27 protein-coding genes and 1 tRNA gene are annotated in these 23,700 nt (G+C 57.1%); 7 read left to right on the top strand and 21 right to left on the bottom strand.

From position 1 onward, the window contains the following. The first annotated feature begins 56 nt into the window (after nucleotides 1–56). Nucleotides 57–521: a low molecular weight protein-tyrosine-phosphatase gene (locus tag AC1RMF_RS13810; protein WP_493142135.1), complete on the top strand. Its 465-nt coding sequence runs from the start codon at nucleotides 57–59 to the stop codon at nucleotides 519–521. Here the strand turns inward: AC1RMF_RS13810 and AC1RMF_RS13805 are convergent. Then, nucleotides 509–1,483 carry an NAD-dependent epimerase gene (locus AC1RMF_RS13805; RefSeq protein ID WP_493142133.1) on the bottom strand — a complete coding sequence of 325 codons (975 nt, stop codon included), beginning with the start codon at nucleotides 1,481–1,483 and terminating at the stop codon, nucleotides 509–511. The genes AC1RMF_RS13810 and AC1RMF_RS13805 overlap by 13 nt on opposite strands. Before the next feature lie 203 nt (nucleotides 1,484–1,686). On the opposite strand from AC1RMF_RS13805, the gene AC1RMF_RS13800 reads away from it, so the two are divergent. The 4 genes from AC1RMF_RS13800 (at nucleotide 1,687) to xdp1 (ending at nucleotide 8,059) form a co-directional block, all read left to right on the top strand. Further along, nucleotides 1,687–2,424, top strand: a complete 738-nt coding sequence (locus AC1RMF_RS13800; protein WP_493142132.1) for a PEP-CTERM sorting domain-containing protein — start codon at nucleotides 1,687–1,689, stop codon at nucleotides 2,422–2,424. Nucleotides 2,425–2,547: 123 nt separating this feature from the next. Further along, on the top strand, nucleotides 2,548–4,110 hold the full coding sequence (locus tag AC1RMF_RS13795) for an FAD-binding oxidoreductase (RefSeq protein ID WP_493142130.1): 1,563 nt from the start codon (nucleotides 2,548–2,550) through the stop codon (nucleotides 4,108–4,110). 111 nt (nucleotides 4,111–4,221) lie between these two features. Next, nucleotides 4,222–7,053 (top strand): XrtA/PEP-CTERM system TPR-repeat protein PrsT, encoded by a 2,832-nt coding sequence (gene prsT / locus AC1RMF_RS13790; protein ID WP_342618773.1) that lies wholly within the window; start codon nucleotides 4,222–4,224, stop codon nucleotides 7,051–7,053. A 175-nt stretch (nucleotides 7,054–7,228) separates the two neighbouring features. Continuing rightward, nucleotides 7,229–8,059 carry an exosortase-dependent surface protein XDP1 gene (gene xdp1, locus AC1RMF_RS13785; protein ID WP_493142128.1) on the top strand — a complete coding sequence of 277 codons (831 nt, stop codon included), beginning with the start codon at nucleotides 7,229–7,231 and terminating at the stop codon, nucleotides 8,057–8,059. Between the two features lie 120 nt (nucleotides 8,060–8,179). On the opposite strand, the gene AC1RMF_RS13780 is transcribed toward xdp1, so the two are convergent. The 6 genes from AC1RMF_RS13780 to petA all read right to left on the bottom strand — a co-directional run bounded on the left by AC1RMF_RS13780 (nucleotide 8,180) and on the right by petA (nucleotide 12,317). Continuing rightward, a tRNA-Thr gene (locus tag AC1RMF_RS13780) sits at nucleotides 8,180–8,255 on the bottom strand. A gap of 56 nt (nucleotides 8,256–8,311) precedes the next feature. Then, nucleotides 8,312–8,782, bottom strand: a complete 471-nt coding sequence (locus tag AC1RMF_RS13775; RefSeq protein WP_342618775.1) for a ClpXP protease specificity-enhancing factor — start codon at nucleotides 8,780–8,782, stop codon at nucleotides 8,312–8,314. A 13-nt stretch (nucleotides 8,783–8,795) separates the two neighbouring features. After that, a complete protein-coding gene (locus tag AC1RMF_RS13770; RefSeq protein ID WP_342618776.1) occupies nucleotides 8,796–9,407 on the bottom strand; it encodes a glutathione S-transferase N-terminal domain-containing protein in 612 nt (203 codons plus the stop codon). Nucleotides 9,408–9,503: 96 nt separating this feature from the next. Continuing rightward, nucleotides 9,504–10,262: a cytochrome c1 gene (locus tag AC1RMF_RS13765; protein ID WP_493142126.1), complete on the bottom strand. Its 759-nt coding sequence runs from the start codon at nucleotides 10,260–10,262 to the stop codon at nucleotides 9,504–9,506. A gap of 16 nt (nucleotides 10,263–10,278) precedes the next feature. Beyond that, nucleotides 10,279–11,691 carry a cytochrome b gene (locus tag AC1RMF_RS13760; protein ID WP_493142124.1) on the bottom strand — a complete coding sequence of 471 codons (1,413 nt, stop codon included), beginning with the start codon at nucleotides 11,689–11,691 and terminating at the stop codon, nucleotides 10,279–10,281. An 11-nt stretch (nucleotides 11,692–11,702) separates the two neighbouring features. After that, entirely contained in the window at nucleotides 11,703–12,317 is a 615-nt protein-coding gene (gene petA, locus AC1RMF_RS13755; RefSeq protein WP_342618779.1) for a ubiquinol-cytochrome c reductase iron-sulfur subunit, read from the bottom strand. A 151-nt stretch (nucleotides 12,318–12,468) separates the two neighbouring features. On the opposite strand from petA, the gene mscL reads away from it, so the two are divergent. Next, on the top strand, nucleotides 12,469–12,897 hold the full coding sequence (gene mscL, locus AC1RMF_RS13750) for a large conductance mechanosensitive channel protein MscL (protein ID WP_493142122.1): 429 nt from the start codon (nucleotides 12,469–12,471) through the stop codon (nucleotides 12,895–12,897). On the opposite strand, the gene pdxA is transcribed toward mscL, so the two are convergent. Further along, nucleotides 12,887–13,942: a 4-hydroxythreonine-4-phosphate dehydrogenase PdxA gene (gene pdxA, locus AC1RMF_RS13745; RefSeq protein WP_493142120.1), complete on the bottom strand. Its 1,056-nt coding sequence runs from the start codon at nucleotides 13,940–13,942 to the stop codon at nucleotides 12,887–12,889. The two genes, mscL and pdxA, sit on opposite strands and share 11 nt — an antisense overlap. Next, a complete protein-coding gene (locus AC1RMF_RS13740; protein ID WP_493142118.1) occupies nucleotides 13,939–14,694 on the bottom strand; it encodes a Nif3-like dinuclear metal center hexameric protein in 756 nt (251 codons plus the stop codon). The genes pdxA and AC1RMF_RS13740 overlap by 4 nt, the downstream gene beginning before the upstream one ends. A 482-nt stretch (nucleotides 14,695–15,176) precedes the next feature. On the opposite strand from AC1RMF_RS13740, the gene AC1RMF_RS13735 reads away from it, so the two are divergent. Further along, nucleotides 15,177–16,322 carry a S1C family serine protease gene (locus AC1RMF_RS13735; protein WP_342618784.1) on the top strand — a complete coding sequence of 382 codons (1,146 nt, stop codon included), beginning with the start codon at nucleotides 15,177–15,179 and terminating at the stop codon, nucleotides 16,320–16,322. Between the two features lie 13 nt (nucleotides 16,323–16,335). Here the strand turns inward: AC1RMF_RS13735 and tatC are convergent, their stop codons facing one another. From tatC to hisC, 12 genes are all read right to left on the bottom strand, one after another. Further along, nucleotides 16,336–17,115, bottom strand: coding sequence for a twin-arginine translocase subunit TatC (gene tatC, locus AC1RMF_RS13730; protein WP_342618785.1), 780 nt, complete (start codon nucleotides 17,113–17,115; stop codon nucleotides 16,336–16,338). A gap of 20 nt (nucleotides 17,116–17,135) precedes the next feature. Continuing rightward, the gene (tatB, locus tag AC1RMF_RS13725) at nucleotides 17,136–17,582 is read right to left on the bottom strand and encodes a Sec-independent protein translocase protein TatB (protein ID WP_493142116.1); all 447 of its coding nucleotides are present in this window, start codon (nucleotides 17,580–17,582) and stop codon (nucleotides 17,136–17,138) included. 43 nt (nucleotides 17,583–17,625) lie between these two features. Beyond that, complete coding sequence (gene tatA, locus AC1RMF_RS13720; protein WP_493142115.1) at nucleotides 17,626–17,862, bottom strand: Sec-independent protein translocase subunit TatA; 237 nt, start codon at nucleotides 17,860–17,862, stop codon at nucleotides 17,626–17,628. Between the two features lie 38 nt (nucleotides 17,863–17,900). Further along, nucleotides 17,901–18,275 carry a histidine triad nucleotide-binding protein gene (locus tag AC1RMF_RS13715; protein ID WP_493142114.1) on the bottom strand — a complete coding sequence of 125 codons (375 nt, stop codon included), beginning with the start codon at nucleotides 18,273–18,275 and terminating at the stop codon, nucleotides 17,901–17,903. Further along, nucleotides 18,272–18,679 (bottom strand): DUF4870 family protein, encoded by a 408-nt coding sequence (locus AC1RMF_RS13710; protein WP_342618789.1) that lies wholly within the window; start codon nucleotides 18,677–18,679, stop codon nucleotides 18,272–18,274. The genes AC1RMF_RS13715 and AC1RMF_RS13710 overlap by 4 nt, the downstream gene beginning before the upstream one ends. Further along, a complete protein-coding gene (locus AC1RMF_RS13705) occupies nucleotides 18,676–19,053 on the bottom strand; it encodes a phosphoribosyl-ATP diphosphatase (protein WP_342618790.1) in 378 nt (125 codons plus the stop codon). The genes AC1RMF_RS13710 and AC1RMF_RS13705 overlap by 4 nt, the downstream gene beginning before the upstream one ends. A gap of 4 nt (nucleotides 19,054–19,057) precedes the next feature. Then, nucleotides 19,058–19,447 carry a phosphoribosyl-AMP cyclohydrolase gene (gene hisI, locus AC1RMF_RS13700; protein WP_446737968.1) on the bottom strand — a complete coding sequence of 130 codons (390 nt, stop codon included), beginning with the start codon at nucleotides 19,445–19,447 and terminating at the stop codon, nucleotides 19,058–19,060. A gap of 149 nt (nucleotides 19,448–19,596) precedes the next feature. Then, nucleotides 19,597–20,394: an imidazole glycerol phosphate synthase subunit HisF gene (gene hisF, locus AC1RMF_RS13695; RefSeq protein ID WP_493142113.1), complete on the bottom strand. Its 798-nt coding sequence runs from the start codon at nucleotides 20,392–20,394 to the stop codon at nucleotides 19,597–19,599. 86 nt (nucleotides 20,395–20,480) lie between these two features. Next, nucleotides 20,481–21,221, bottom strand: a complete 741-nt coding sequence (gene hisA / locus AC1RMF_RS13690; RefSeq protein ID WP_493142111.1) for a 1-(5-phosphoribosyl)-5-[(5-phosphoribosylamino)methylideneamino]imidazole-4-carboxamide isomerase — start codon at nucleotides 21,219–21,221, stop codon at nucleotides 20,481–20,483. 27 nt (nucleotides 21,222–21,248) lie between these two features. After that, nucleotides 21,249–21,905 carry an imidazole glycerol phosphate synthase subunit HisH gene (gene hisH, locus AC1RMF_RS13685; protein WP_493142110.1) on the bottom strand — a complete coding sequence of 219 codons (657 nt, stop codon included), beginning with the start codon at nucleotides 21,903–21,905 and terminating at the stop codon, nucleotides 21,249–21,251. A gap of 15 nt (nucleotides 21,906–21,920) precedes the next feature. After that, nucleotides 21,921–22,550: an imidazoleglycerol-phosphate dehydratase HisB gene (gene hisB, locus AC1RMF_RS13680; protein WP_342618794.1), complete on the bottom strand. Its 630-nt coding sequence runs from the start codon at nucleotides 22,548–22,550 to the stop codon at nucleotides 21,921–21,923. Then, complete coding sequence (gene hisC, locus AC1RMF_RS13675) at nucleotides 22,547–23,689, bottom strand: histidinol-phosphate transaminase (protein ID WP_493142108.1); 1,143 nt, start codon at nucleotides 23,687–23,689, stop codon at nucleotides 22,547–22,549. The genes hisB and hisC overlap by 4 nt, the downstream gene beginning before the upstream one ends. Between the last annotated feature and the right edge of the window lie 11 nt (nucleotides 23,690–23,700).

Raw genomic sequence — 23,700 nt, 5'->3', positions numbered from 1 at the left:
CATTTACCGGAAGTGCAAGACGGGTTAGTTTGAGTGAGCAACTAAAATCCCGGCCAATGACAAAACTATTGTTCGTTTGCACGGCCAACATATGCAGATCCCCAATGGCACTCGTCGTTGCGCAGAAGATGGCACGTGATCTGGGCGTTGGCAGAAAGTTGCAAATCGATTCGGCCGGCACCCACGCACCCTCGCCCGCGCAGCGCACCGACCCGCGCGCCATTGCGGCGCTGGAGCGCCGCGGCTACAGCGCCAAACGCCAGCGCTCCAGCCGCATTGCGAGCAGCCACTTCACCGATGCCGATCTGGTGCTGGCCATGGACAACCAGAACATGGCAGCCCTCCAGAAAATCTGCCCGGCCGAGCACGCGCACAAGCTACGGTTGCTTTTGAGCTTTGCCCCCGAATGCGATCGAACCGAAGTACCCGACCCCTATCACAGTAATGCACAGGCCTTTGATCTGGTGCTTGACCTCTGCGAGGCAGCTATCGGCGCATTGCTGCGGCACTACACTTTGTAATAGCTGCGATACCAATCCACAAAGCTTCGCACACCTTTGTCGATCGGGGTCGCGGGAGCAAAGCCCACCCAGTCATTCAACGCCTGGGTGTCGGCATATGTAGCCGGAACATCGCCATCCTGCATGGGCAGCAATTCCTTGTTGGCCTGCAAGCCGAGAGCCGACTCTAGGCATGCAATAAAGTCCAGCAGCGGCACTGGTTGGTGGTTGCCAATATTGAAGACGCGATAGGGAGCCGTGCTTTCCGAAGACGTTGCCACCTTGTCCAATACCCGGACAACCCCTTCAACAATGTCATCTATGTACGTGAAATCGCGCCGCATGTCTCCGTAATTGAAGACTTTGATAGGGTCGCCGGCCAAAATGGCCTTGGTAAACAGGATGGATGCCATATCCGGCCTGCTCCAGGGTCCATATACGGTGAAAAACCGCAACCCCGTCGTCGGCACTCCAAACAGATGGCTATAGGTATGGGCCATCAACTCGTTGGCCTTCTTGGTGGCGGCGTACAAACTGACCGGATGGTCCACGTTGTCCACTTCCGAGAACGGCATCTTGGTATTGCCGCCATACACACTGGAGCTGGAAGCGTACACAAGGTGTTCGATGGCGTTGTTGCGACAGGCCTCCAGCACATTCACAAACCCCACGAGGTTGCTGTCTACGTAGGCATGGGGGTTTTGCAACGAATAGCGTACTCCGGCCTGCCCGCCAAGATGCACGACGCGTTCGAACTTTTCCTTCGCGAAAAGCCCCGCGATTTCTTCCCTGTCGGCGAGGTCCATCTTCATGAAGCGAAAACCCGGGTGTCGGTCCAGCAGCGCCAGGCGACTCAGTTTCAGGCTTGGGTCATAATAGTCATTGAGGTTGTCTATCCCGACGACAGTGTCGCCCCGGGCAAGAAGACGAAGGGCAGTAGCCGCCCCAATAAAGCCAGCCACGCCAGTTACAAGTATTTTCATGGTGCTATTCTGGCATGTGGTTGGGGAGCCATTGACCCGTTCGGCAACCCAAAAAGATGTCGGTATTGTTTACACGCCATCCTCAAAGAAGTCGACCAAACGTCGTAAGCCGTTGATTTTAAAAGAACTAAAAAACTTGGCACACCCTTTGCTTTATTGATTGCGCAACAAGTTTTTTTGCAACTCATTTAAAGGGGATCAACATGATCAAGGTAAAACGTTCACTCTTCGCTGCCGCTGCGCTAGGCCTGGCCTTGATTAGCTCCGGCGCTCAAGCTGCATATTCTTCTTTCTGGTTTGATCCGGATGGCGCGGGTGCTGCAGCTGCTATTAAGGTTGTTGGTAGCACTGGCTTTACGCTTGGTAGCGACCCAGTAACAGTGACTGACAGTTTTACTGGGGGCGGTAACTTTACCTTTACCCAGACTGGACTCGTAGGTGTCTCTTACAACCACACTTTGGTTGGATGGCTTGACGTTGTGGGATCGGGCGTTGGCACACAAAACGGAACCTTTAGCTACACCGGTGGGAGCGTGACATTTTTGAATGTTGCACAAACAACTACGCTGGCTACCTATGCCATCACGGGTGGCGGTGGTCTGCTTGCTGATTTGACTCCTAAGGCGCTTACCTCGATTGTTGTGGACGCAAATCAATCGACCATTAACTCGGGTTATTTTTTCCAGGATGTTGGTGGCGTACAAGGCGCTGACTTTTCTACCTTTGAAACTGGAAAGCCTGTTTTTGCACTTTCCCATACTGACTTCTCAAGCCCTGTGGTCACTTTGCTGAGAGACGGCGAACAAATTTTCGGTGCCACGATTGTTGGCAACAGTGCAGGTCAGTTCTACTTGGAAATCCCTGAGCCAGAAAGCCTGGCCCTGATGGGTCTGGGTCTGGTGGCTCTGGTTGCATCGCGTCGCCGCAAAGCAGCCAAGTAATTCAAGAAGCAATTCTTTGAATCAAAAAGGGGCCTTCGGGCCCCTTTTTTGTATTTGGAAATAATAGGTGAGATATCAGCGGTCTCACTACAATGATTCCTTCCAATACCAGGGTGACAGAATATGAATTCATCGCATTCCACGGGCGCCATTCAAACCACCAATGTAACCGGACGGGATTTTCCGGTAGGTGCAATTCATAGACCCACTACCACCCTGGAAGTCATTGATCTGGTGAATCAGTCCCGCATTGCAAAACGCGCGTTGTATCCGGTGTCGACAGGCTTCAACTGGGGCTACGGCTCGAACTCTCCGGCAAAGGCGGGATGTGATCTGGTCGACCTGAGTGGAATGAACCGCATATTGAATGCCGATGAAATTTCCCTATCCAATCCTGTTGCCGTTCTGGAGCCGGGCGTCACACAGGGGCAGCTTTATGATTTTCTGCAGAAGCATTGCCCAGAATTGACTTTCAATGTCTCCGGCTCCGCACGCGACACAAGCATTCTGGGCAATGCGCTAGACCGCGGTGTAGGTTATTTCGGACCACGCAAGGAAGACGTATTTGGCCTGGAAGTGGTTTGTGGTTCCGGCAAGTTGTTGAAGACCGGTTTTCGGCGCCTCGGTGAAGATTCACCTCTGGCTCACAGCCACCCTTTCGGCCTGGGCCCCATGCTCGACGGTTTGTTCTTTCAGGGCAATTACGGCATTGTCACCAGTGCCTGCTTCCGGCTGACTCCCCGCCGTCCCAAAGAGGTCGCTGTTTCCTTGGCACTTTATGACAGTGCGCGACTGGGTGAATTCATTGATGAGTTGGCACACCTCAAGCGCGAGGGTCTGTTGGTTTCTGTAACCCATATAGCCAATCGCGCGCGCACGCACTCATCCATGATGTACGGCATGTGTACTTATCTGGAGAAGGAATGCCACCTTCCTCCGGCCGAGGCCTACGCAGCGGCAGAGAAGGCCATCAGTCTGGTGGCTCCCAATGAATGGGCCAGCCTGGGCGCGGTCACAGGCAACAAGGGCCAGGTCACTGCAGCACTTCGTGAGATCAAGTCCCGCATGGGCAAACTTGCCCGGGTCACCGTAGTCAGCAACGGCTTACTGGATCTGGGGTATGCAGTGATGAATACCTTGCGCTTCATTCCACAGGCGCGTGCGTTGGCAGCGTCCATCTCCGCGCTGCGACCGTTGCACAACCTCTCGGTGGGGGTGCCAACCAATGTAGCCATTGACAACCTCTTGTGGAAGTACGGCCACAGTGAATGGGGCACTGAAAAGCTGGACGAGACCAATTGTGGCCTGATGTTCATATCACCGGCCCTCCCCTCCAATGGAAAGGTAGTTGCCAAACTGTTGACCGGTATGAACGCCGTTGCTGCCAAATTCGGTCACGTGCTGTATATGACCGTGAACATCGAAACATCCATGTCACTTGTGGCGGTTATCAATATCCTATTTGACCGTAGCAAACCTGAGTCGGTGAAGGTAGCACATGAGTGCGCCGATGCCTTGTTGCTGCACATCCATGAACAAAAGCTCTCGGTGTATCGCGCACGATCGGACGCCATGCCGGATATCGTCTCCCGTGACCCCGCCTATTGGGAGATCGTCAGAGGACTGAAAAGCGAGCTGGACCCGGACAACATCATTGCTCCAGGCCGGTACAACTTGGCAAATTAGCTACTGGCTTGCCCCCCAGGGCGCCTCGAGCGTCCTGCACGGATCTGCAATTGTGCCCCGGAACCTTCCCCATCACCCCCCCAATTTTCTCGACGTCTGTCCAAACACACCATGCCCCATACAACAGCACAGCTCAGCGAACGCATGCTTCGCCATATTGCGCTTGCCCTGCTTTGCTCATTGAACCTGTTGACACCACATGCTGCGCTTGCAACCGATGCAAAGGCCTCAAAATACTATGAGGATGCCTTGGTTCGATATGAGAAGAAAGATCTGGAAGGTGCCATCATCCAGCTCAAGAATGCGCTGCAGATCGACAAGAACATGCTGCCGGTCCAGATGCTATTGGGCAAGGCGCTGCTGCAGAGTGGAGACGTAGTGGCCGCAGAAGTCGCCTTCAATGAGGCATTGCGTCTGGGCGTCAACCGCGCCGAAGTGGTCATCCCCTTGGGACAGGCCTATATGGCACAGGGCAAGCTGGTTCCATTGCTGCAACAGCAGCAGTTCAATCCTGCAGGCCTGCCACCTGCTGTGCAGATCCAGGTATTGTTGCTGCGTGCCGCCGCCAACTCGGATCTGGGTGATACGCGCAACGCCCTTAAGAACATTGAAGAAGCACGAGCGATAGATCCAAAATCAGCCTCATCCTGGTTGGCGGAAGTGCCCATTCGCATTCGCGCGCTGCAATTCAAGGAGGCTGCTGCAGCCGCTGACCGGGGAATGGCATTGGCTCCGGACTCTGCTGAAGCCTGGTACCAGAAGGGCTCCGTACAGCACAGTACAGGAGACTTGACTGGTGCAGTTGCTTCCTACAGCAAGGCACTGTCCATCGACGCTGATCGGGTGGATGTGCGGGTTGCAAGGGTCGGAATTTACGTGGACCTGGGACAGAAGAAAGAAGCCACAAGCGAAGTGACGCAGTTGGTGGGGCTCCTGCCTGGCGAGCCCCGTGTTGCCTACTTGCAGGCATTGCTGGCAGAGCAGGACAACCGGCCTGTGGACGCACGAACTGCGTTGAAGGAAGTGGTCAACCTGATTGACCCGGTTCCACCTGACTATCTGCGCTACCGCCCGCAGTTGCTGATGCTCAACGGACTGGCGCACTATGGTCTGAACGAAAGAGAAAAGGCCAAACAGTATCTGGAAGCATTTCAAAAAGTCCAGGGCAACAGCGCGGCGACCAAGATCTTGGCGCAGATCTATTTGTCCGAGCCCAATATCGATCGTGCCATTGAGGTGTTGGAAACCTATTTGAAGGCGCAACCCACCGACAGCCAAGCCATGACCATGCTGGGTTCTGCGTTGATGGTGAAGGGACAAAACGCGCGCGCCACTACGCTCATGAAAAAGGCTTTGCAGACGCAAGACGCACCGGGACTGCGCACGGTGCTGGGCATGAGTCTGATCCGCAGTGGCCAATCCGGCAGTGGCATCAGTGAACTTGAATCAGCCTACAAGAAGAACCCCAAACAAACCGGAGCGGCAACCGCATTGCTTAACATGTACTTGAAGGCGGGCCAGACCGCCAAAGCGATTGCCGTTGCCGAAGATCTTGTCAAGCAACAGCCCACCAACGCGGAATTCTTCAATTTGCTGGGCATGGCCCGCGGGCAGTCCAGAAACTATCCGGCTGCCCGTACTGCCTTCGAGCAATCGCTGAAGCTTGTCAGCACCTATATTCCCCCAAGCCTGAATCTGGCACGTCTTGACATTGCGACCAAAGCCTACGATGCGGCTACAAAGCGGCTCAATGACGTTCTGAAAGTGGACCCGCGCAATGCCGAAGCCATGGCAGAGATGGCGATTATTTCGGAACGCACAGGAAAGCTTCCCGAAGCACAACGCTGGCTGGAGAAGGCGGTCGATGTATCGGGGCCCAAGGAACAGCGTTGGAACCTGGCACTTTCTGACTTTCATTTACGCAATGCCAATGCCTCAGCTGCCCTGGATGCTGCCAAGAGTGCATCTGCAAAGGGTCCCGAAGAACTCTCCGTTCTGATGGCTTACGCAAAGGCCCAATTGGCAGTCGGTGATATCGCCGCAGCCAAGAACCTGCTCATGACAGCCACCAAATTGGCGGATTACGATCCGGCGAAGCAAGTCCAAATAGCCATGCTTCAGCTCGCCGCCAACAACCTTCCAGGAGCCTCTTACAGTTTGGATAAGGCGCTTTCCGGTCAGGCGGATTTTTTGCCCGCCCAAGCGCTTATGGCAGAAGTCGATTTGCGCCAAGGAGACCAGGCCAAGGCGGAGAAGCGCGCCCGCGAAATCATTGCATCCCAGCCCAAACGAGCCGTTGGCTACAGCCTGCTGGGCGACATATCGATGGCGCGCGGGCAAAAAGCGGCTGCACTGGACAACTACCGCAAGGCCCACCAACTTGAACCCTCCACAGAAACCTTGCTGCGACTGTCGCGCGCCATGGGGGATCAGGATGGCGGCAAGGCAGCAGCCCAACTGGCGGAGCAATGGACCAAGACACACCCCAAGGACATCATTTCCCAGAAGGCACTGGCCGATGGTTACGCCCGATCCGGTAACCTGCCGCAGGCCCGCCTGGCCTACGAAAGGGTATTGAAATTGGATCCAGACGACGCAGAGGCACTTAACAATCTGGCCAATATTCTCTTGTTGCTCAATGACTCTGGAGCCATCAAGATCGCGGAACAGGCTGTGGCGAAAAATCCTGGTAATGCTGGAACGATAGATACCCTGGGTTGGATCTTGTTCAAGAATGGCCAGCCGGACAGGGCTTTGCAGCTCCTCCGCGATGCGCGCTTGAGGCAACCCGGAAATCCGGAAATCGCTTACCATTTGGCGGCAGCATTGGCGCAAGCTGGACGCAAAGCGGAGGCAAAGGCGGAGCTGGAATCGGCACTCAGGTCGGGTAGTTCGTTTGACGGAGCGGACCAGGCGAAGACGCTGCTCAAATCATTGAATTGATAATTTCGACAAAGTGATGTCGGCGGTTTTTACATTTCATCAAAGATTCCACTTTGACAAATCGTAACTTATTGATTTTAAATGATTTTAATTGTTGGCTCGAATATTGCTGGAATTGCATGAATAGGGTGGCAGGTTAATCTATTTGACGCCTGACCTGAATTGCACGGAGAACATGATGAAGCGAAATATCTACTTGGCAATTGCGATCGCGATCGGCACCTGCGGTGCATCCGCATGGGCGAGTTCAACGTGGTCTCAAAATCTGGTCGCTGATTGCACATCGAGCGCTGCAAGCCAAGCCTGCAGCGGAAGCCCCGCCGTGTCGCTGAGTGGCTGGTCTACAGGCTCGGGCACCATTACCAACCCGACGGCTGGCAGCTCCTTTGCTGCGGCAACGGTATACAACTATGGCAGTTCCTACGGCTTGGGCGTGGTTGCCAGCAATGAGTCTGCATCCGCTACTGGCCCCCATGCAACGGACAACATCAATGGCATCGATGCCATGCTATTGAGCTTCAGCAATGGTCCAGTGAACTTGTCCAGTGTGAGTATTGGATGGAACGGTACTGACAATGGCACCTCACCCTATAACGATTCCGATTTGTCCATCCTGGCCTGGACCGGCAGCACAACTCCTCCCACCATGGCTGGCGCCAGCTTAAGCGGATTGCTGTCCTCTGGCTGGAGCCTGATTGGCAATTTCAGTAACGTGGGCGCCCAAGCTGGCAATACCGCAACCAGCAGCAACACCTCCACCTACTCAAGCTACTGGCTAATCAGCGCTTACAGTACCTCCTATGGCCCAACAAGCACCAATGGTCAAACCCTGGACCAGGGCAATGACGCGTTCAAGCTCCTGTCGGTAGCCGGAAATACTTGTGCCGGCACGGTGAGCGGGTCCCAGTGCAACCCCAACAAGACTCCAGAGCCTGGTTCGGTGGCCCTGTTGGGAGCCGGTCTGTTGGGCCTAATTGCCTCGCGTCGCCGTTTTTCCAAGCGTTGATCAGCCGGTTGTGGGCCTAGCCCCGCCAGCACCTCCGGGTGCCCAGCACCATGCAAAATAAAACCCACTGTCCGATTACGGAAGTGGGTTTTTTTATTGGGGCGCTACTGGAGTAACTCTTGGTGCCGCTTGTCGGATTCGAACTGACGACCTACCGCTTACAAGGCGGTTGCTCTACCAACTGAGCTAAAGCGGCACGGGGTGTATTCTACCCTAGCGTGCAGCGGCGAAATGCCGACGCACTACATGAATTTACTTCACACGCGTGAGTGACGGCCTGCCACTCCCACCTGGGCGTGGAGCCTCAGGTGGTGGCGTGTCGGACTGGCTGGTATCAGACGCTTTTTCTACTGCCACTGGGGCCTCGGACAAAGTCCCGGATTCAGTAGCCGAGGTGCTTGCCAGCAATGGGAACGCCATGCCCTGTCCATTCTCCCGTGCATAGATGGCAAGCACATGATCCACCGGCACCAGAATGTCGCGCGCCACACCACCAAAGCGGCCCTTGAACTCAATGTAGTCATTGCCCAGCTTCAAGGCACTGGTGGCGTCAAAGCTGATGTTCAGGACAATTTCGCCATCACGCACGTACTCTGTAGGAACCCGCACGGACTCGTCCACCAAGACCGCGATGAACGGAGTAAAGCCGTTGTCCGTACACCATTCGTACAAAGCACGAATCAGGTACGGGCGCGTGGAGTTCGAGTCTTTGGCGTCAATCATGTCTGAACTGCAATTACTTGCGCATGACTTTTTCAGAAGGTGTCAGCGCTTCAATGTAGGCCGGGCGAGAGAACACGCGCTCTGCATACTTGAGCAGCGGTGCCGCGTTCTTGCTGAGGTCGATACCGTAGTAATCCAGGCGCCAGAGTAGCGGAGCAATGGCAACGTCCAGCATCGAGAAGTTATCGCCCAGCATGTACTTGTTCTTCATGAACACGGGGGCCAACTGGGTCAGGCGGTCACGGATATGGGCGCGGGCCTTTTCCAGGGCCTTCTCATTTCCTTTGGACGCACGGGCTTCCAGCGTGGATACATGCACGAACAATTCTTTTTCAAAGTTCAGCAGGAACAGGCGAACACGCGCGCGGTCCACTGGATCTCCGGGCATGAGCTGAGGATGCGGGAAGCGCTCGTCAATGTACTCATTGATGATGTTGGACTCATACAGAATCAGGTCACGCTCGACCAGAATCGGCACTTGCCCATAAGGGTTCATGACGCTGATGTCTTCGGGCTTGTTGTACAAGTCCACGTCACGGATCTCGAAGTCCATGCCCTTTTCAAACAACACAAAGCGGCAGCGGTGGGAAAAGGGGCAGGTTGTTCCTGAATACAGAACCATCATGACAAGAGACTCCTAAAAATTAAAAAGAGTGGGCTGCCAAATGCGAGCCCACTCTCCAATGTCCTGACGCTTTGAACGACAGGACTTGACTGTGAATTACTTGACTTCTTTCCAGAAGGCCGCATTCATGCGCCAGGTAAACAGCGTCAGCACACACAAGAACAGCAAGACCCACACTCCCACTCGAACACGGGTGTTTTGTGCAGGCTCTGCCATCCATTGCAGGTAGTTCACCAGATCACCCACGGTCTGGTCGTATTGTTCCGGGGTCATAGTTCCAGGAGTGACCTGTTCCCAGCCCTTGAAGACGTGCACTTCCTTGCCATGCTCTTCAACGGTTTCATAGATTGGAACACGCTTGCCCTGGAGCTGCCACAGCACATGGGGCATACCCACATTGGGGAAAGCCAGATTGTTCCAGCCTGTGGGCTTGGCGTCGTCGGCATAGAAGGTACGCATGTAGGTATAGAGGTAATCAGCACCCGTACCTTGCCCTTGGGCAGAACGTGAACGCGCCAGCACCGTCAGATCGGGCGGATTGGCACCGAACCACTCCTTGGCCTGCTTGGGATCAATGGCCGACTTCATGGTTTCACCCACTTTGTCGGTGGTGAACAGCAGGTTGTCCTTGATCTGTTGCTCCGTCAGTCCAATGTCTCTCAGACGGTTGTAGCGCATGAAGGCGGCCGAATGGCAGTTCAGGCAATAGTTCACGAAGATCTTGGCACCATTTTGCAGAGCGGCTAAGTCATTGGTCTTGACGGGCGCCTTGTCCCAGGCAATGCCGCCCGTGTTGGCTTGCACACCCAGGCTGACGCCGAGGGCCATGAGCAGAGATACGAGTACTTTTTTCATTGTGTTTGTTTCCATCTCAGTGGGCAACAAAGTTGACACGTGTTGGCACCGGTTTGGGTTCACCGATGCGACTCCACCAGGGCATCAGAATGAAGAAGCCGAAATAGAACAGCGTGCCGATTTGCGAAACGCGCTCGCCCACGGGGGATGGAGGTTGGGTACCCAGCCAAGCCAGAATCACGAAAACCACCACGAACACAGCGTACAAATACTTGTGCCAGCTGGCGCGATACCGGATGGACTTGACCGGGCTGTGGTCCAGCCAAGGCAGGAAGAACAGAATCACGACGGCACCGCCCATGACCACCACGCCCCAGAACTTGGCGTCGGTGGAGAGCATCATGGCAACCACAGCTGCAGCAACCACGGCGATAACCGGCTTGAATACCTTGGGCAGCTTGGCCTTGAAGATGCCAAACAGTGCGCCACCGATCACACAAGCGATCAGGACGTACATCATTTCGCTGGTGATGGCACGCAGCATCGAGTAGAACGGCGTGAAGTACCAGACCGGCGCAATGTGCAGCGGCGTCTTGAACGGATCGGCCGGAATGAAGTTGTTGTATTCGAGGAAGTAACCACCAAACTCGGGGGCAAAGAAGATGATGGCGGAGAACACCATCAGGAACATGCTGACACCGAAGATGTCATGCACTGTGTAGTACGGATGGAATGGAATGCCATCCAACGGGTGACCGGCGGCATCACGCGGTGCGTCGGGGCCCTTGATTTCAATACCGTCGGGATTGTTGGAGCCCACGTCGTGCAAGGCCAGCAAGTGAGCAACCACTAGGCCCAGCAGCACCAGCGGCACGGCGATCACATGGAAGCTGAAGAAGCGGTTCAAAGTGGCATCGCCAACTACGTAATCACCACGAATCAGCAGAGCTAGGTCGGGGCCGACAAACGGCACGGCGGAGAACAGATTCACGATCACCTGAGCGCCCCAGTAGGACATTTGTCCCCAGGGAAGCAAGTAGCCCATGAAGGCTTCGGCCATCAGGCACAGGAAGATCGCGCAACCAAAGATCCACACCAGCTCACGCGGTTTGCGGTAGCTGCCGTACATCAGGCCACGGAACATGTGCAGGTAGACAACAATGAAGAACGCGGAAGCGCCTGTGGAGTGCATGTAGCGGATCAACCAGCCCCATGGCACATCACGCATGATGTACTCAACGGAGCCGAACGCCAGCGCGGCATCAGGCTTGTAGTGCATGACCAGGAAAATACCGGTCACGATTTGGATCACCAGCACCAGCAGCGAGAGCGAGCCGAAGATGTACCAGAAGTTGAAGTTCTTCGGAGCGTAGTACTCCGACATGTGCACCTTGTAGGCATCAAACGCGGTCGGGAAGCGGTTTTCAAACCAGTTGGTGAGCTTGGCGCCCGCCGATGCGTTGGGAGAAATTTCCTTGAATGTCGCCATGTTTTGAGTCCTCAGGCTTTCTTGTCTTCGCCGATCAGCAGCTTACTGTCGGACAGGTACATGTGCGGCGGCACTTCCAGGTTGTCAGGTGCGGGCTTGTTCTTGAAGACTCGGCCAGCCAGATCGAAGGTGGAGCCATGGCAGGGGCAGAGGAAGCCACCCTTCCAGTCATCCGGCAGGGAAGGCTGGGCACCGGGCTGGAACTTGTCAGACGGAGAGCAGCCCAGATGGGTGCAGATTCCGACTGCGACGAATACGTCCGGCTTGATGGAACGGCCTTCGTTAAGTGCGTATTCGGGGGTCTGTTCACCGCGCTTGCGCTCGGATTTGGGGTCTGCCAGCAGAGGATCGAGCTTGGGCAGTTCGGCAATTTGCTCAGGTGTGCGACGCATGATCCACACGGGCTTGCCGCGCCATTCCACGGTGATTTTTTCGCCAGGCTTGATGGCTGCAATGTCCACTTCGACAGCTGCGCCAGCGGCTTTGGCGCGTTCTGATGGCTGGAAAGTGCTGACAAACGGTATCGCGGTAGCAATACCGCCCACTGCACCAGCACAGCCGGAAGCAATCATCCAAGTCCGCTTACTGGCGTCGATCGATTTGGTGTCGACTAGGGTTTCACTCATGAGAATCCTCGATGAACTTCACAACTAAGGGCAAACTCCGATTGTAGCTGACCGTAAAGGGCCAACGACCCTGGGCTGGATCAATGGTTGTTGCCAATCACGACGTCTCTGCGACACTACAGCTCTGTCTTAATTGAATGAGGAGTTTTTCATGGCAATGTTGCAAGAATTCAAGGAGTTTGCAATCAAGGGCAACGCGGTAGATCTAGCCGTCGGTGTGATTATTGGCGGCGCATTCGGAAAAATCGTGGATTCCATTGTGGGCGACCTGATCATGCCTTTGGTGAGCGCCGTAGTGGGCAAAGTGGATTTTTCCAACCTGTTTGTCACCTTGGGTACCGTACCTGCTGGAACCGACATGACCCTGGCTGCCATCAAGAAGGCGGGGGTACCGGTATTTGCTTACGGCAGTTTCATTACCATCGCAGTGAACTTTGCCATCCTGGCTTTCATCGTCTTCATGATGGTCAAGCAGCTCAACCGCCTGAAGAAGGCCGAACCCGCTGCGGAGGCAGCCCCTCCGCCAGTTGCAGAGGACGTTTTACTCCTGCGCGAAATCCGCGATAGCCTCAGGAAGTAAGCAGCGCACGCGCCATCCGTACCGCCTCGATCAGGCTGGACGGGTCGGCAATTCCGCGTCCGGCAATATCGAACGCGGTACCGTGGTCTGGGCTGGTACGCACCAGCGGCAAGCCCAGCGTCACATTCACCCCTTTCTCCACACCCAGGTATTTGACCGGAATCAGGCCCTGGTCGTGGTACATGGCCACTACGACGTCAAACTCCGCATCCAGTCCCGGCTTCTTGCGGGCCCGCATGAACACCGTATCCGGCGCCCATGGACCACTGAGCAGACAACCCTGCGCGCGTGCCATTTGCATGGCGGGCACGATGACATCCAGTTCCTCGCGCCCGAACAGTCCACCCTCTCCCGCATGGGGGTTGAGTCCTGCAACCGCCATGCGTGGTGCCCTTCTCAGAACGCGGCCGAGTGACGCATGCGTGATGAGCAAGGTCTGCAAGACGTTTTCCACCGTCACCGCCGCAATAGCCTCACGCAAGGATACGTGAATGGAAACCAGCACGGTGCGCAGCTCATCATTGGCCAGCATCATGCGCACCGGGACCTCCGACACGGGCTTCCCCAGATGCCCTGCCGCCACGGCTTGCAGCATTTCCGTATGCCCCGGAAACTGGTCAAACGGGGTGCCGGCGGCGTGCAGTGCCTCCTTGTGCAGAGGCGCAGTCACCAAGGCCGCAACGTCGCCGCGAATCGCCGCCTCTGCGGCCTGCATCACGCATCGTCCTGCAAATGCCCCGGCAACTGCGTGCACTCTGCCCATAGGCAGATCGGGCAACACGTCCCCAGCCTGCAATACCGGTACACAGTGTGATGGAACTTCCGTCAACTCTTGCGGGCTGGCAATGTGCGCAACCGGATGCGGCACGCCGCCGGGCTGCACCAGCCGAAACGCGCGACGCATGCTGCCAACGTCGCCCCAGACAAAGCAGTCCTGCAGAAGATCGGGGCGCTGCAGGTAGGCTTTGGCGATGATTTCGGGGCCTATGCCTGCGGCATCTCCCATCGTGATGGCAATGGGCTTGTGTTCAACGTGGGTTGTCATGCAGGGTTGTCTATGTCAATGAATACATGCTCCAACCCCAGGCCATAGGCCACATGAGCAGCCAGTGCTGGGGCTCCATAGCGTTCGCTGGCATGATGACCGCAGGCGATGAAGCTCACACCGCATTCACGCGCCAGATGTGCCTGCGGTTCGGAAATCTCTCCAGTTACGAAGACATCGGCCCCGGCGGCAATGGCCGGCTCAAAATAGCCCTGTGCGCCGCCCGTGCACCAGGCTACGCGTCGCATGGGCCCGCTTTTACCATCCACCAGCGTGACACTTCGACCCAGCACCAACTGGATATGTTCGGCCAGCGCCTTGGGGCTGGCCATGATGGATTGGGATGCTTCACCCAAGCAACCCAGTTGCTGCTCGCCAAAACATTCCTGTACTGCAAAGCCGAGTTTCAAGCCCAACTGCGCGTTGTTGCCCCATTCCGGATGCGCATCCAATGGCAGGTGGTATGCAAAAAGATTGATGTTGTGCTGCAAAAGCAGGCCCAGTCTGTGGCGCAACCAACCTGTCACACGTCCGTCATACCCCCGCCAGAACAATCCATGGTGAACAAAGAGAGCATCAGCACCTTCATTGACTGCGGCCTCTATCAGCGCCAGGCTGGCAGTCACGCCGGACACGATCTTGCGAATCTCCTGTTTCCCCTCCACCTGCAGGCCGTTGGGGCAATAGTCCTTGAAACGCTCGGGCTGCAGCAAGGTGTCAAAGGTATCCAGAAGCTGTTGGCGTTCAATCATGGTGTCAGTCGCTGTCCTTATCGGCACGGGACTCCATTGTGGGGGACGCCACGGGCTCCAGCGCACAATCACAGCCAGAGCCTGCCGCAATCCACCGCGCGACCGTTCGGGCACGAAGACGCGCAAAGCTTGACCTCTGCAGGCCGGACAGCCCCTCCACCGCATGTTCCCCCGATTGCACAGATGTTCCCAGCGCGCCGCAGCGGTATTGCTTCAGACCAGCGGTCCATTGCAGTGCCTTGCAAGGCCCTTTGCGGCTACGCGACAGCAGCACGCCCAATGGGCACGGCTCGACCAGACAACATACACCGCAGCCATTGCAGGCCATGCCCTGCGCTGGCTTAGGGGGTGCCTCAGTTTGTATGTGTATCACCTGGTGAAGCGGCATAGTGTGGTGTTTGTGGAGACGCCATACGCAATGTACGCGCTCCTTGGATAACTTCATGAGTTCCAACCGATAGCGCGGCCTACAATTTGACACTATGAAAAGACTTTGGCTGATTTTTTCGCAAACCGCGACGGTTCTGCTGGCTGCCTATTTTGTGGTGGCCACCCTCAAACCCCAGTGGCTGAACCGTGCTCCTAGCAGTGTGGGTGGCGCCGTGGCGCTGATAGAAGCGCCCGGCAACGCACCCGGGGAAATTCCGCCGGGTAGCCTGCGGGTGGCGGCTCAGAGGGCCTCCGCCGCGGTGGTCAGCATCAGCACCAGCCAAACTGCACGCAAACGCTCCAACTCCAACGATCCGTGGTTCAAGTTCTTCTACGGCGACCAGGGCGACGAGCCCCAGGGTGGATTGGGCAGTGGTGTCATCGTCAGCCCCAGCGGCTATATCCTGACCAATAACCATGTGGTGGAAGAAGCCGACGAGATTGAAGTCATTCTCAATGACAGCCGGCACGCCAAAGGCAAAGTCATTGGTACCGACCCGGACAGCGACCTGGCCGTGCTCAAGATTGAGCTGGACAAACTCCCCACCATCGTTCTGGGCAATTCTGACTCGCTGCAGGTGGGCGATCAGGTGCTGGCGATTGGCAATCCGTTTGGCGTAGGACAAACCGTAACCAGCGGCATCGTCAGCGCGCTGGGACGAAACCAGCTGGGCATCAATACTTTCGAGAACTTCATCCAGACCGACGCGGCCATCAACCCCGGCAACTCCGGCGGCGCTCTGGTAGATACCAACGGCAACCTGCTGGGCATCAACACAGCCATTTATTCACGCTCCGGAGGCAGCATGGGCATTGGATTTGCCATTCCCGTGTCTACCGCCAAGCAGGTGCTCGAGGGCCTGGTCAAGGATGGTCAAGTGACGCGCGGCTGGATTGGCGTGGAACCCAATGACCTGTCGCCCGAACTGGCCGAAACCTTCGGCGTCAAGGTCAACGAAGGTGTGATCATCACCGGCGTGCTGCAAAATGGCCCGGCAGCCAAGGCAGGGATCAAGCCTGGTGACGTGATTGAGAGGGTGGGAGAACGCAAGATCAACGACGTGACGCAATTGCTGTCAGCGGTCGCTTCCTTGAAGCCGGGGAACGCAACCCCTTTTGCCGTCAATCGCAAAAGCCAGGAACTGGTGCTGACCGTCACACCGGGTGTACGTCCCAAGCCCAAAGCCGCTCAGCGCTGACGGCCACCCCGGCTTAGCTTGCTGGCTCTTCCGGGGCCTTGGTGACCCGTATAAAGACCTGGGCAGCCCAAATGCCAATCTCATACAGCAGGCACATGGGGATCGCCAGCGAAAGCTGCGAAACCACATCAGGCGGCGTCACAATGGCTGCGGCGACAAAGGCCACCACAATGAAATAGCTGCGAAAGGCCTTGAGCTTTTCAATGCTGACCAGCCCCATGCGCGCCAGCACCACGACCACGACCGGCACTTCAAAAGCCAGGCCGAAGGCCAGGAACATGGACAGCACAAAGTCCAGATAAGCTTCTATGTCAGGCGCCGCCGTGATGCTCTTGGGGGCGAAGCTCTGGATAAACGCAAAGACCTTGCCGAACACAAAGAAGTAACAGAAGGCGACCCCGACGAAAAACAGCAAAGTGCTGGAGATCACCAAGGGCAACACCAGCTTCTTTTCATGCGAGTACAGGCCAGGCGCCACAAAGGCCCACACCTGCCACAACACAAACGGTAGCGCCAGCAGAAAGGCACATACAAACATGATCTTGAGTGGCACCATGAATGGTGAAATGACCGACGTGGCAATCATGGTTGCACCCTTGGGCAAGGAATGCACCAGAGGCTGAGCCAGGATGTCGTAAAGCGCGGCCGGGCCTGGATACAAAGCAAGAATGGCAATTGCCACCCCAATGGCAAAAGCGGCCTTGATCAAGCGGTCACGTAGCTCAACCAGATGGGCAACAAAAGGCTGCTCCGTGCCGGACAGCTCGTCTTCTTTGGAATTTTCAGAGGCCATGAACAGTCTTGCAGAATGCCTCAGGTAGTGCGGCGTGGGCGGAAACGGGCGACTCGCGCTGCGCCGGACAGCGCCTTGGTGCGCACACCGTTGCGCGCCTTGTACCAGTTGGGCGTGGCACCTTGTTTCAGACGCCAGTTCTTGCCGGGGTGCTTGTAAACGGGAGGTTCCGGCTCTTGCTGCAGGGCCGGGGTCTCATCGGACCAGGATTTCTCAAAATCGCTAGCATGGGTCTGGATGGTGTTCTCGACATCGCGTGCGGCACCTTCAACCGTCTCGCGCATCTTCTTGAGTTCTTCCATCTCCATGGCGCGGTTGACCTCTGCCTTGACGTCAGACACATACCGCTGCGCCTTGCCAAGCAGAGTGCCTACAGTGCGCGCTACCCGAGGCAGCTTCTCGGGGCCTATCACCACCAGAGCGACGGCGCCAATCAGCGCCATCTTCGAAATGCCAAGATCAATCACGCGGGTCTAACGCAAAACACACCAGGAACAGCCGAAGCCGCGATCAAGACTTGTGACGTGCTTCGACGTCAATGGTGTTTTTGTCTGTAGCAGCGTTGGACACCTGGTTGGTAGTTGCAGCTGGCTTTTCCTCCGGGGCTGTGCCATCACGCATGCCTTCCTTGAAGCCCTTGACGGCGCCACCCAGATCCTGTCCGATGTTCTTGAGCTTCTTGGTGCCAAACACCATCACCACGATCAACAGAACGATCAGCCAATGCCAAATTGAAAACGAGCCCATGAATTACTCCTAACGATTGATGTGATTCTAGTCTGCACTTACCCGCGCAACCAGGGACGCGGCCCGCCCATCACATGGAAATGCAAATGCTGCACCTCCTGCCCACCCTCGCGACCCGTGTTGCTCAGCAGACGATAGCCGCCATCTGGATATGGGTTGCAGCCCTGCTGCAAAGCCAGTTCGGGAACAAGGGCCATCATGCGCCCCAACAAGCCAGCATGCTCCGTGCCAATCTGGGCCATGGAGGGAATGTGCATCTTGGGAATCAGCAGGAAATGCACTGGCGCCCAGGGATTGATGTCGTGGAAGGCATACAACTCCTCGTCTTCGTAAACCGCGCGAGAAGGGATCTGCTTGGCAACGATTTTGCAGAAGATGCAGTCGGGGTCATGGGGTTTGATCAGCGCGCTCATAGATCCTGTCCTATCTCCTGTCCTTTGTTCATGGCGATGAAGCCGGTAACGATGCGGTACAAAAACCAGATGGAAATGGCCGTCCAGGCGATCCAACCGGGTACCAGCAAGAAGAACCACAGTGGCGCCGTCACCAAGTAAAGGCCTGCGGCGATCAGCACGGTGCGAATGCGCCAGCGGAAATGCGATGCATGCCAGCTACCGACCGCGCGCTCCCGGTTCACCAGATCGATCACCAAAGCGGCGATCAAAAGCACGGGCCCCAGTTGTCCGCCGGGAATAATCGCACCGATGGCCACCAGCAGATGCAGCACATAGCTGATGGTGCCCACGGTATTGAGCGACTGCATGCGCTGCAGGTATGCCTGGTCCGGATTCTCCGGCACGGTGAAGTTCTGGGTCATGTCTGGCCCTCCTCCCGCGCAATGGCCTTGCGCAGAGCCTTTTCCTCAATACCACTGGTGCCCTCGCGGCGTTGCAGTTCTTCAATTACGTCGGCTGGCGTCAAGCCGTAATGCGCCAAGGCGATCATGCTGTGGAACCACAGATCTGCCACCTCGTAGACGATCTTGGTCTTGTCACCGCCATGGTCTGCATCCTTGGCAGCCATGACCACTTCGGTGGCCTCTTCCCCAATCTTCTTGAGAAAGCCGTCCGGCCCCTTGTGCAGCAGCCTGGCCACATAGCTGGCGTTGGGGTCACCGCCGTTGACCGCCTTGCGGCTTTCGATAACGGCCGCCAGCCGGGCCAGCGCGTCTTGGGATGTGGTGCTTGTCATGGGCTTAGTTGTAGATGGTTGCAGGGTCCTTCAAGACCGGGTCGACACTTTTCCAGGCACCGTCTTTCAGCACACTGAAAAAACAGCTGTGGCGACCGGTGTGGCAGGCAATGCCCGGCTCGTGGCCGAGCTGCGTGACCTTGAGCAACACTACGTCGTTGTCACAATCCAGGCGGATTTCGTGCACGGTCTGCACGTGGCCAGACTCCTCGCCCTTGTACCAGAGCTTGGCACGCGAGCGGCTGAAATACACCGCACGCCCAAGCTCCGCCGTCTTTTGCAAAGCTTCGCGGTTCATCCAAGCAAACATCAGGACATCGTTGGTGCCCTGCTCCTGCGCAATCACGGGCACCAGCCCCTGTGCATCCCATTTGACTTCGTCTAACCAGTTCATACCCAGGATTGTCGGTGATTTGTAGATTGCCACTAAAGCAGCTTGGATGAAACTTCAGTGACACCGCGGAACCGGCTTCGCCGGGCCGGAGGTGTCGCCCCAGCAGGGGGAAAGGCCTTGCGACACGCAGTGCGTAAGGTCGATGGGGGTTACAAACGTACCGGTATCCCGCGCTCAGCCATACGCGCCTTGGCTTGCGCGACGGTGTATTCGCCGTAATGGAAGATGCTGGCCGCCAGTACCGCGTCCGCCCCACCCTGCTGCACCCCGTCGGCCAAGTGGTCCAGATTGCCCACACCACCCGAGGCAATGACGGGCACGCTGACAGCATCCGCCACGGCACGAGTTAGCTCCAGATCAAAGCCAGACTTGGTTCCGTCGCGGTCCATGCTGGTCAACAGGATTTCACCCGCGCCGCGCCGCGCCATTTCCGTGGCCCATTGCACCGCGTCCAGACCGGTGTTCTTGCGACCACCATGGCTGTAGACGTCCCAGCCTGGGCCAATGGCACGGCCATCCACCAGGCGCGCGGCGTCATCCGCATTGCGGCGCTTGGCGTCGATGGCAACCACGATGCACTGGGCGCCGTATTTGTGCGACGCGTCCTCGATCACCTGCGGATTGGCTATGGCAGCCGAATTGAAGCTGGTCTTGTCAGCACCGGCGTTGAGCAGGCGGCGCACATCTTCCACCGTGCGCACACCGCCACCCACCGTCAGCGGGATGAAAACCTGCGAAGCCACGGCTTCGATGATGTGCAGGATCAGGTCGCGGCCGTCACTGGTAGCCGTGATGTCCAGAAAAGTGAGTTCGTCCGCGCCCTGGTCGTTGTAACGTGCCGCGATTTCCACCGGATCGCCGGCATCGCGCAATTCAACGAAATTGACACCTTTGACGACACGTCCGCCTGTCACGTCCAGACAGGGAATGATGCGTTTAGCCAGCATGCGAAGTCTCTGCCGGGCCGCGCCAAGGAGACTTGGCCCCCACGGGGGGCAGCGCACTACACGCGGTGAGAAGCGTGGGGGCCATATCAGCCGTTGAGCTCGTCGGCACGCTCTTGCGCTTTTTCAAAGTCGAGGTCGCCGCTGTAGATGGCCCGGCCGCAGATGACACCTTCCACGCCCTCGTCTTCCACTTCGCAAAGTGCTTCGATATCGGCCAGATTGGACAGGCCACCCGAGGCAATCACAGGGATGGTGAGTGCCTGTGCCAGCTTGACCGTGGCCTCGATGTTGATGCCGCTGAGCATGCCGTCGCGGCCAATGTCGGTGTAAATGATGGACTCTACGCCGTAGTCTTCGAACTTCTTGCCCAGGTCCACCACGTCATGGCGGGTGAGCTTGCTCCAGCCGTCCGTTGCCACCTTGCCGTCGCGGGCATCCAGGCCGACGATGATGTGTCCGCCAAAGGCCGTACAAGCGTCCTGCAAGAAACCGGGGTTCTTGACGGCCGCCGTACCGATGATCACGTAACGCAGACCGGCATCGAGGTAGCGTTCGATGGTGTCCAAATCGCGGATACCCCCCCCCAGTTGCACGTCGACCTCGCTACCCACGTCCTTGAGGATCTTGCGGATAGCCTGCTCGTTCTTGGGATGACCGGCAAAAGCTCCGTTCAAATCCACCAGGTGCAGGCGTCTGGCGCCCTTGTCGACCCAACTGCGGGCCATGACGACCGGGTCTTCTCCGAAAGTAGTGGATTGATCCATATCGCCTTGTTTGAGGCGAACACAGTGACCGTCTTTCAGGTCAATCGCAGGGATGAGAAGCATGATGGCGGATTTTGCCGAGGGGAAGAATCAGGGGTTCCAGTGAAGGAAGTTGCGATAGAGGGAGAGGCCGTGCTCTGCGCTTTTTTCTGGGTGAAATTGGGTTGCGAAAATATTATCGCGTGCAATCGCCGATGAAAAGCGCTGGCCATACTCGGTTTCACCCACGCTGTGGCGCATATCAGACGGTCTGGCGTAATAACTGTGCACAAAGTAGAAGTAACTGCCGTCCGGCACATCTCCCCAAACTGGGTGGCGCGGCACGTCATGCGCTGATTGCCAGACCTGGTTCCAACCCATTTGCGGCACCTTGTACCGGCTGCCGTCGGGCTGGAACTGACCATCCAGTTCGAATTTGACAACTTCGCCGCCGATGAGCCCCAGGCATCGGGTATCCAGCTCCTGGCTGTGGTCCAGCAGCATTTGCATTCCCACGCAGACCCCCATCAACGGTTTGTTGGCCGCGGCGTGCATGACGGCGTCAAACATGCCGCTGGCGTGCAGTTCGTGCATGCAATCGCGCATGCCGCCTTGCCCTGGCAGCACCACCCGCTCGGCGTCCATCACCTCTTGCGCCGTACGTGCCCAGACCACTTCCACACCGGCATCGGAGGCCACATGCATCACCGCCTGGGTGACGGAGCGCAAATTGCCCATGCCGTAATCAACAACGGCGACTTTTTTCATGCCACAGCCTTCATGCTAGAGCGAGCCTTTGGTGGAGGGAATGACGCCTGCGGAGCGGGGATCCAGCTCCAGTGCTGAACGCAAGGCACGTGCAAAGGCCTTGAACACAGTCTCAGCCTGGTGGTGTGCGTTTTCACCCTTGAGGTTGTCGATATGCAAAGTGACGAAGGCGTGGTTCACGAAACCCTGGAAGAACTCATGGGTGAGCTGGGTATCAAAGCCGCCGATCATGCCGCTTTTGAACGGCACATCCATCACCAGTCCAGGCCGCCCGGAGAAGTCCACCACCACGCGCGACAGTGCCTCATCCAGAGGCACATAGGCATGGCCATATCGGCGTATGCCCTTTTTGTCCCCCACGGCCTTGTGCACCGCCTGACCCAGCGTAATGCCCACGTCTTCCACCGTATGGTGGCCATCGATATGCAGGTCCCCATCGGCTTCGATCTCCAGATCGATCAACCCGTGGCGCGCGATCTGATCCAGCATATGATCAAAAAAACCGATGCCCGTGGACAGGCGACTCTTGCCGGTACCGTCCAGATTGACGATGACACGGATACGCGTTTCCGCAGTATTGCGGCTGACTTCAGCAGTGCGCGGGGCCTGGGTAGCCGGGACTTCGGTCAGTGGATAGTTGCTCATAGAATTTCCTGAAGGGCTGCCAGCAAGCGGTCATTTTCGGGCGCAGTGCCCACGGTGACACGCAAACAGTTGCGCAGCAATGGGTGCATTTTAGAAACGTTCTTGACCAATATGCCGCGCGACTTGAGCGCCTCGAATACGGCACCGGCCTCATCAGCCTCACCGGTCAAGCGCAAAAGAATCATATTGGCATCACTGGGGAAGGCCTGTACGCCGTTCAAGCGGCTGAAAGCCTGCTGCAAGCGGTCACGCTGGGCCTTGATGTCTGCAGCCTGTTGCGCAAATACTTCTGCGTGCTCCAACGCAAACAGGGCGCATTCGGTATTGAGCACACTGATGTTGTAGGGTGGCCGCACCTTGTCGATCTGGGCGATCAATTCCCGCCGGCCAAACAGATAGCCGATACGCACGCCAGCCAGCCCGAATTTGCTCATGGTACGCATCAGCAGCACATGGGCATGCTGCTGCGGCTGGGCTGCGATCACATCCCGGTAGGTTCTGCTGGAAAACGGCTGGTAGGCCTCATCAATCACCACCAGACTGCCCACTTCACCAGCTGCGGCCACAACGCGTGCCATGGAATCGGAGTCCCACAAATTGGCCGTCGGATTGTTCGGATAGGCCAGATAGACGATGGCAGGCTGATGGACGGCAATGGCATCGACCATGGCCTGCGCATCCAGCGCAAAGTCCGCTCGCAGGGGCACACCGACAAAAGTCATCCCGTGGAACTGCGCGCTGATGGCATACATCACAAATCCGGGTTCCGGCGCCAGCACCACCGGCCTTTTGCCTGTGACCGCATCCTGCGGTACAGCGCAGGCCTGCGCCAGCAGGGATATCAACTCGTCCGAACCGTTGCCCAGCATCAGGTCGTAACCTTCCGGAATGTCGGCGTATGCAGCCAGTGCGTGGCGCAACTCGTTCACCCGATCATCCGGATACCGGTTCAGTGCCACCGTGCCCAGTCTTTTGCCCAGTTCCACCTGCAAGGCCTCGGACAAACGGTGCGGATTCTCCATAGCGTCCAGTTTGACCATGCCTTTGGAGTCCTGAATGGCATAGGCGTGGACGGATTGCACATCCTGGCGGATGCGGCGGGCAATCAGGGCGGCGAGCGGGTCAGTGCCTTGGCGCATGCGTATGGCGG

This window comes from Rhodoferax sp. GW822-FHT04A08 (assembly GCF_058801025.1).
The sequence above is the reverse complement of the archived record's forward strand: the minus strand, read 5'-3'. Positions and strand labels throughout refer to the sequence as shown.

Excerpts from the sequence above, each read along its gene's own strand:
- AC1RMF_RS13810 (WP_493142135.1), top strand. The coding sequence starts at position 57 with ATGACAAAACTATTGTTCGTTTGCACGGCCAACATATGCAGATCCCCA.
- AC1RMF_RS13805 (WP_493142133.1), bottom strand. The coding sequence starts at position 1,483 with ATGAAAATACTTGTAACTGGCGTGGCTGGCTTTATTGGGGCGGCTACT.
- AC1RMF_RS13800 (WP_493142132.1), top strand. The coding sequence starts at position 1,687 with ATGATCAAGGTAAAACGTTCACTCTTCGCTGCCGCTGCGCTAGGCCTG.
- AC1RMF_RS13795 (WP_493142130.1), top strand. The coding sequence starts at position 2,548 with ATGAATTCATCGCATTCCACGGGCGCCATTCAAACCACCAATGTAACC.
- prsT (WP_342618773.1), top strand. The coding sequence starts at position 4,222 with ATGCCCCATACAACAGCACAGCTCAGCGAACGCATGCTTCGCCATATT.
- xdp1 (WP_493142128.1), top strand. The coding sequence starts at position 7,229 with ATGATGAAGCGAAATATCTACTTGGCAATTGCGATCGCGATCGGCACC.
- AC1RMF_RS13775 (WP_342618775.1), bottom strand. The coding sequence starts at position 8,782 with ATGATTGACGCCAAAGACTCGAACTCCACGCGCCCGTACCTGATTCGT.
- AC1RMF_RS13770 (WP_342618776.1), bottom strand. The coding sequence starts at position 9,407 with ATGATGGTTCTGTATTCAGGAACAACCTGCCCCTTTTCCCACCGCTGC.
- AC1RMF_RS13765 (WP_493142126.1), bottom strand. The coding sequence starts at position 10,262 with ATGAAAAAAGTACTCGTATCTCTGCTCATGGCCCTCGGCGTCAGCCTG.
- AC1RMF_RS13760 (WP_493142124.1), bottom strand. The coding sequence starts at position 11,691 with ATGGCGACATTCAAGGAAATTTCTCCCAACGCATCGGCGGGCGCCAAG.
- petA (WP_342618779.1), bottom strand. The coding sequence starts at position 12,317 with ATGAGTGAAACCCTAGTCGACACCAAATCGATCGACGCCAGTAAGCGG.
- mscL (WP_493142122.1), top strand. The coding sequence starts at position 12,469 with ATGGCAATGTTGCAAGAATTCAAGGAGTTTGCAATCAAGGGCAACGCG.
- pdxA (WP_493142120.1), bottom strand. The coding sequence starts at position 13,942 with ATGACAACCCACGTTGAACACAAGCCCATTGCCATCACGATGGGAGAT.
- AC1RMF_RS13740 (WP_493142118.1), bottom strand. The coding sequence starts at position 14,694 with ATGATTGAACGCCAACAGCTTCTGGATACCTTTGACACCTTGCTGCAG.
- AC1RMF_RS13735 (WP_342618784.1), top strand. The coding sequence starts at position 15,177 with ATGAAAAGACTTTGGCTGATTTTTTCGCAAACCGCGACGGTTCTGCTG.
- tatC (WP_342618785.1), bottom strand. The coding sequence starts at position 17,115 with ATGGCCTCTGAAAATTCCAAAGAAGACGAGCTGTCCGGCACGGAGCAG.
- tatA (WP_493142115.1), bottom strand. The coding sequence starts at position 17,862 with ATGGGCTCGTTTTCAATTTGGCATTGGCTGATCGTTCTGTTGATCGTG.
- AC1RMF_RS13715 (WP_493142114.1), bottom strand. The coding sequence starts at position 18,275 with ATGAGCGCGCTGATCAAACCCCATGACCCCGACTGCATCTTCTGCAAA.
- AC1RMF_RS13710 (WP_342618789.1), bottom strand. The coding sequence starts at position 18,679 with ATGACCCAGAACTTCACCGTGCCGGAGAATCCGGACCAGGCATACCTG.
- AC1RMF_RS13705 (WP_342618790.1), bottom strand. The coding sequence starts at position 19,053 with ATGACAAGCACCACATCCCAAGACGCGCTGGCCCGGCTGGCGGCCGTT.
- hisI (WP_446737968.1), bottom strand. The coding sequence starts at position 19,447 with ATGAACTGGTTAGACGAAGTCAAATGGGATGCACAGGGGCTGGTGCCC.
- hisF (WP_493142113.1), bottom strand. The coding sequence starts at position 20,394 with ATGCTGGCTAAACGCATCATTCCCTGTCTGGACGTGACAGGCGGACGT.
- hisA (WP_493142111.1), bottom strand. The coding sequence starts at position 21,221 with ATGCTTCTCATCCCTGCGATTGACCTGAAAGACGGTCACTGTGTTCGC.
- hisH (WP_493142110.1), bottom strand. The coding sequence starts at position 21,905 with ATGAAAAAAGTCGCCGTTGTTGATTACGGCATGGGCAATTTGCGCTCC.
- hisB (WP_342618794.1), bottom strand. The coding sequence starts at position 22,550 with ATGAGCAACTATCCACTGACCGAAGTCCCGGCTACCCAGGCCCCGCGC.
- hisC (WP_493142108.1), bottom strand. The coding sequence starts at position 23,689 with ATGCGCCAAGGCACTGACCCGCTCGCCGCCCTGATTGCCCGCCGCATC.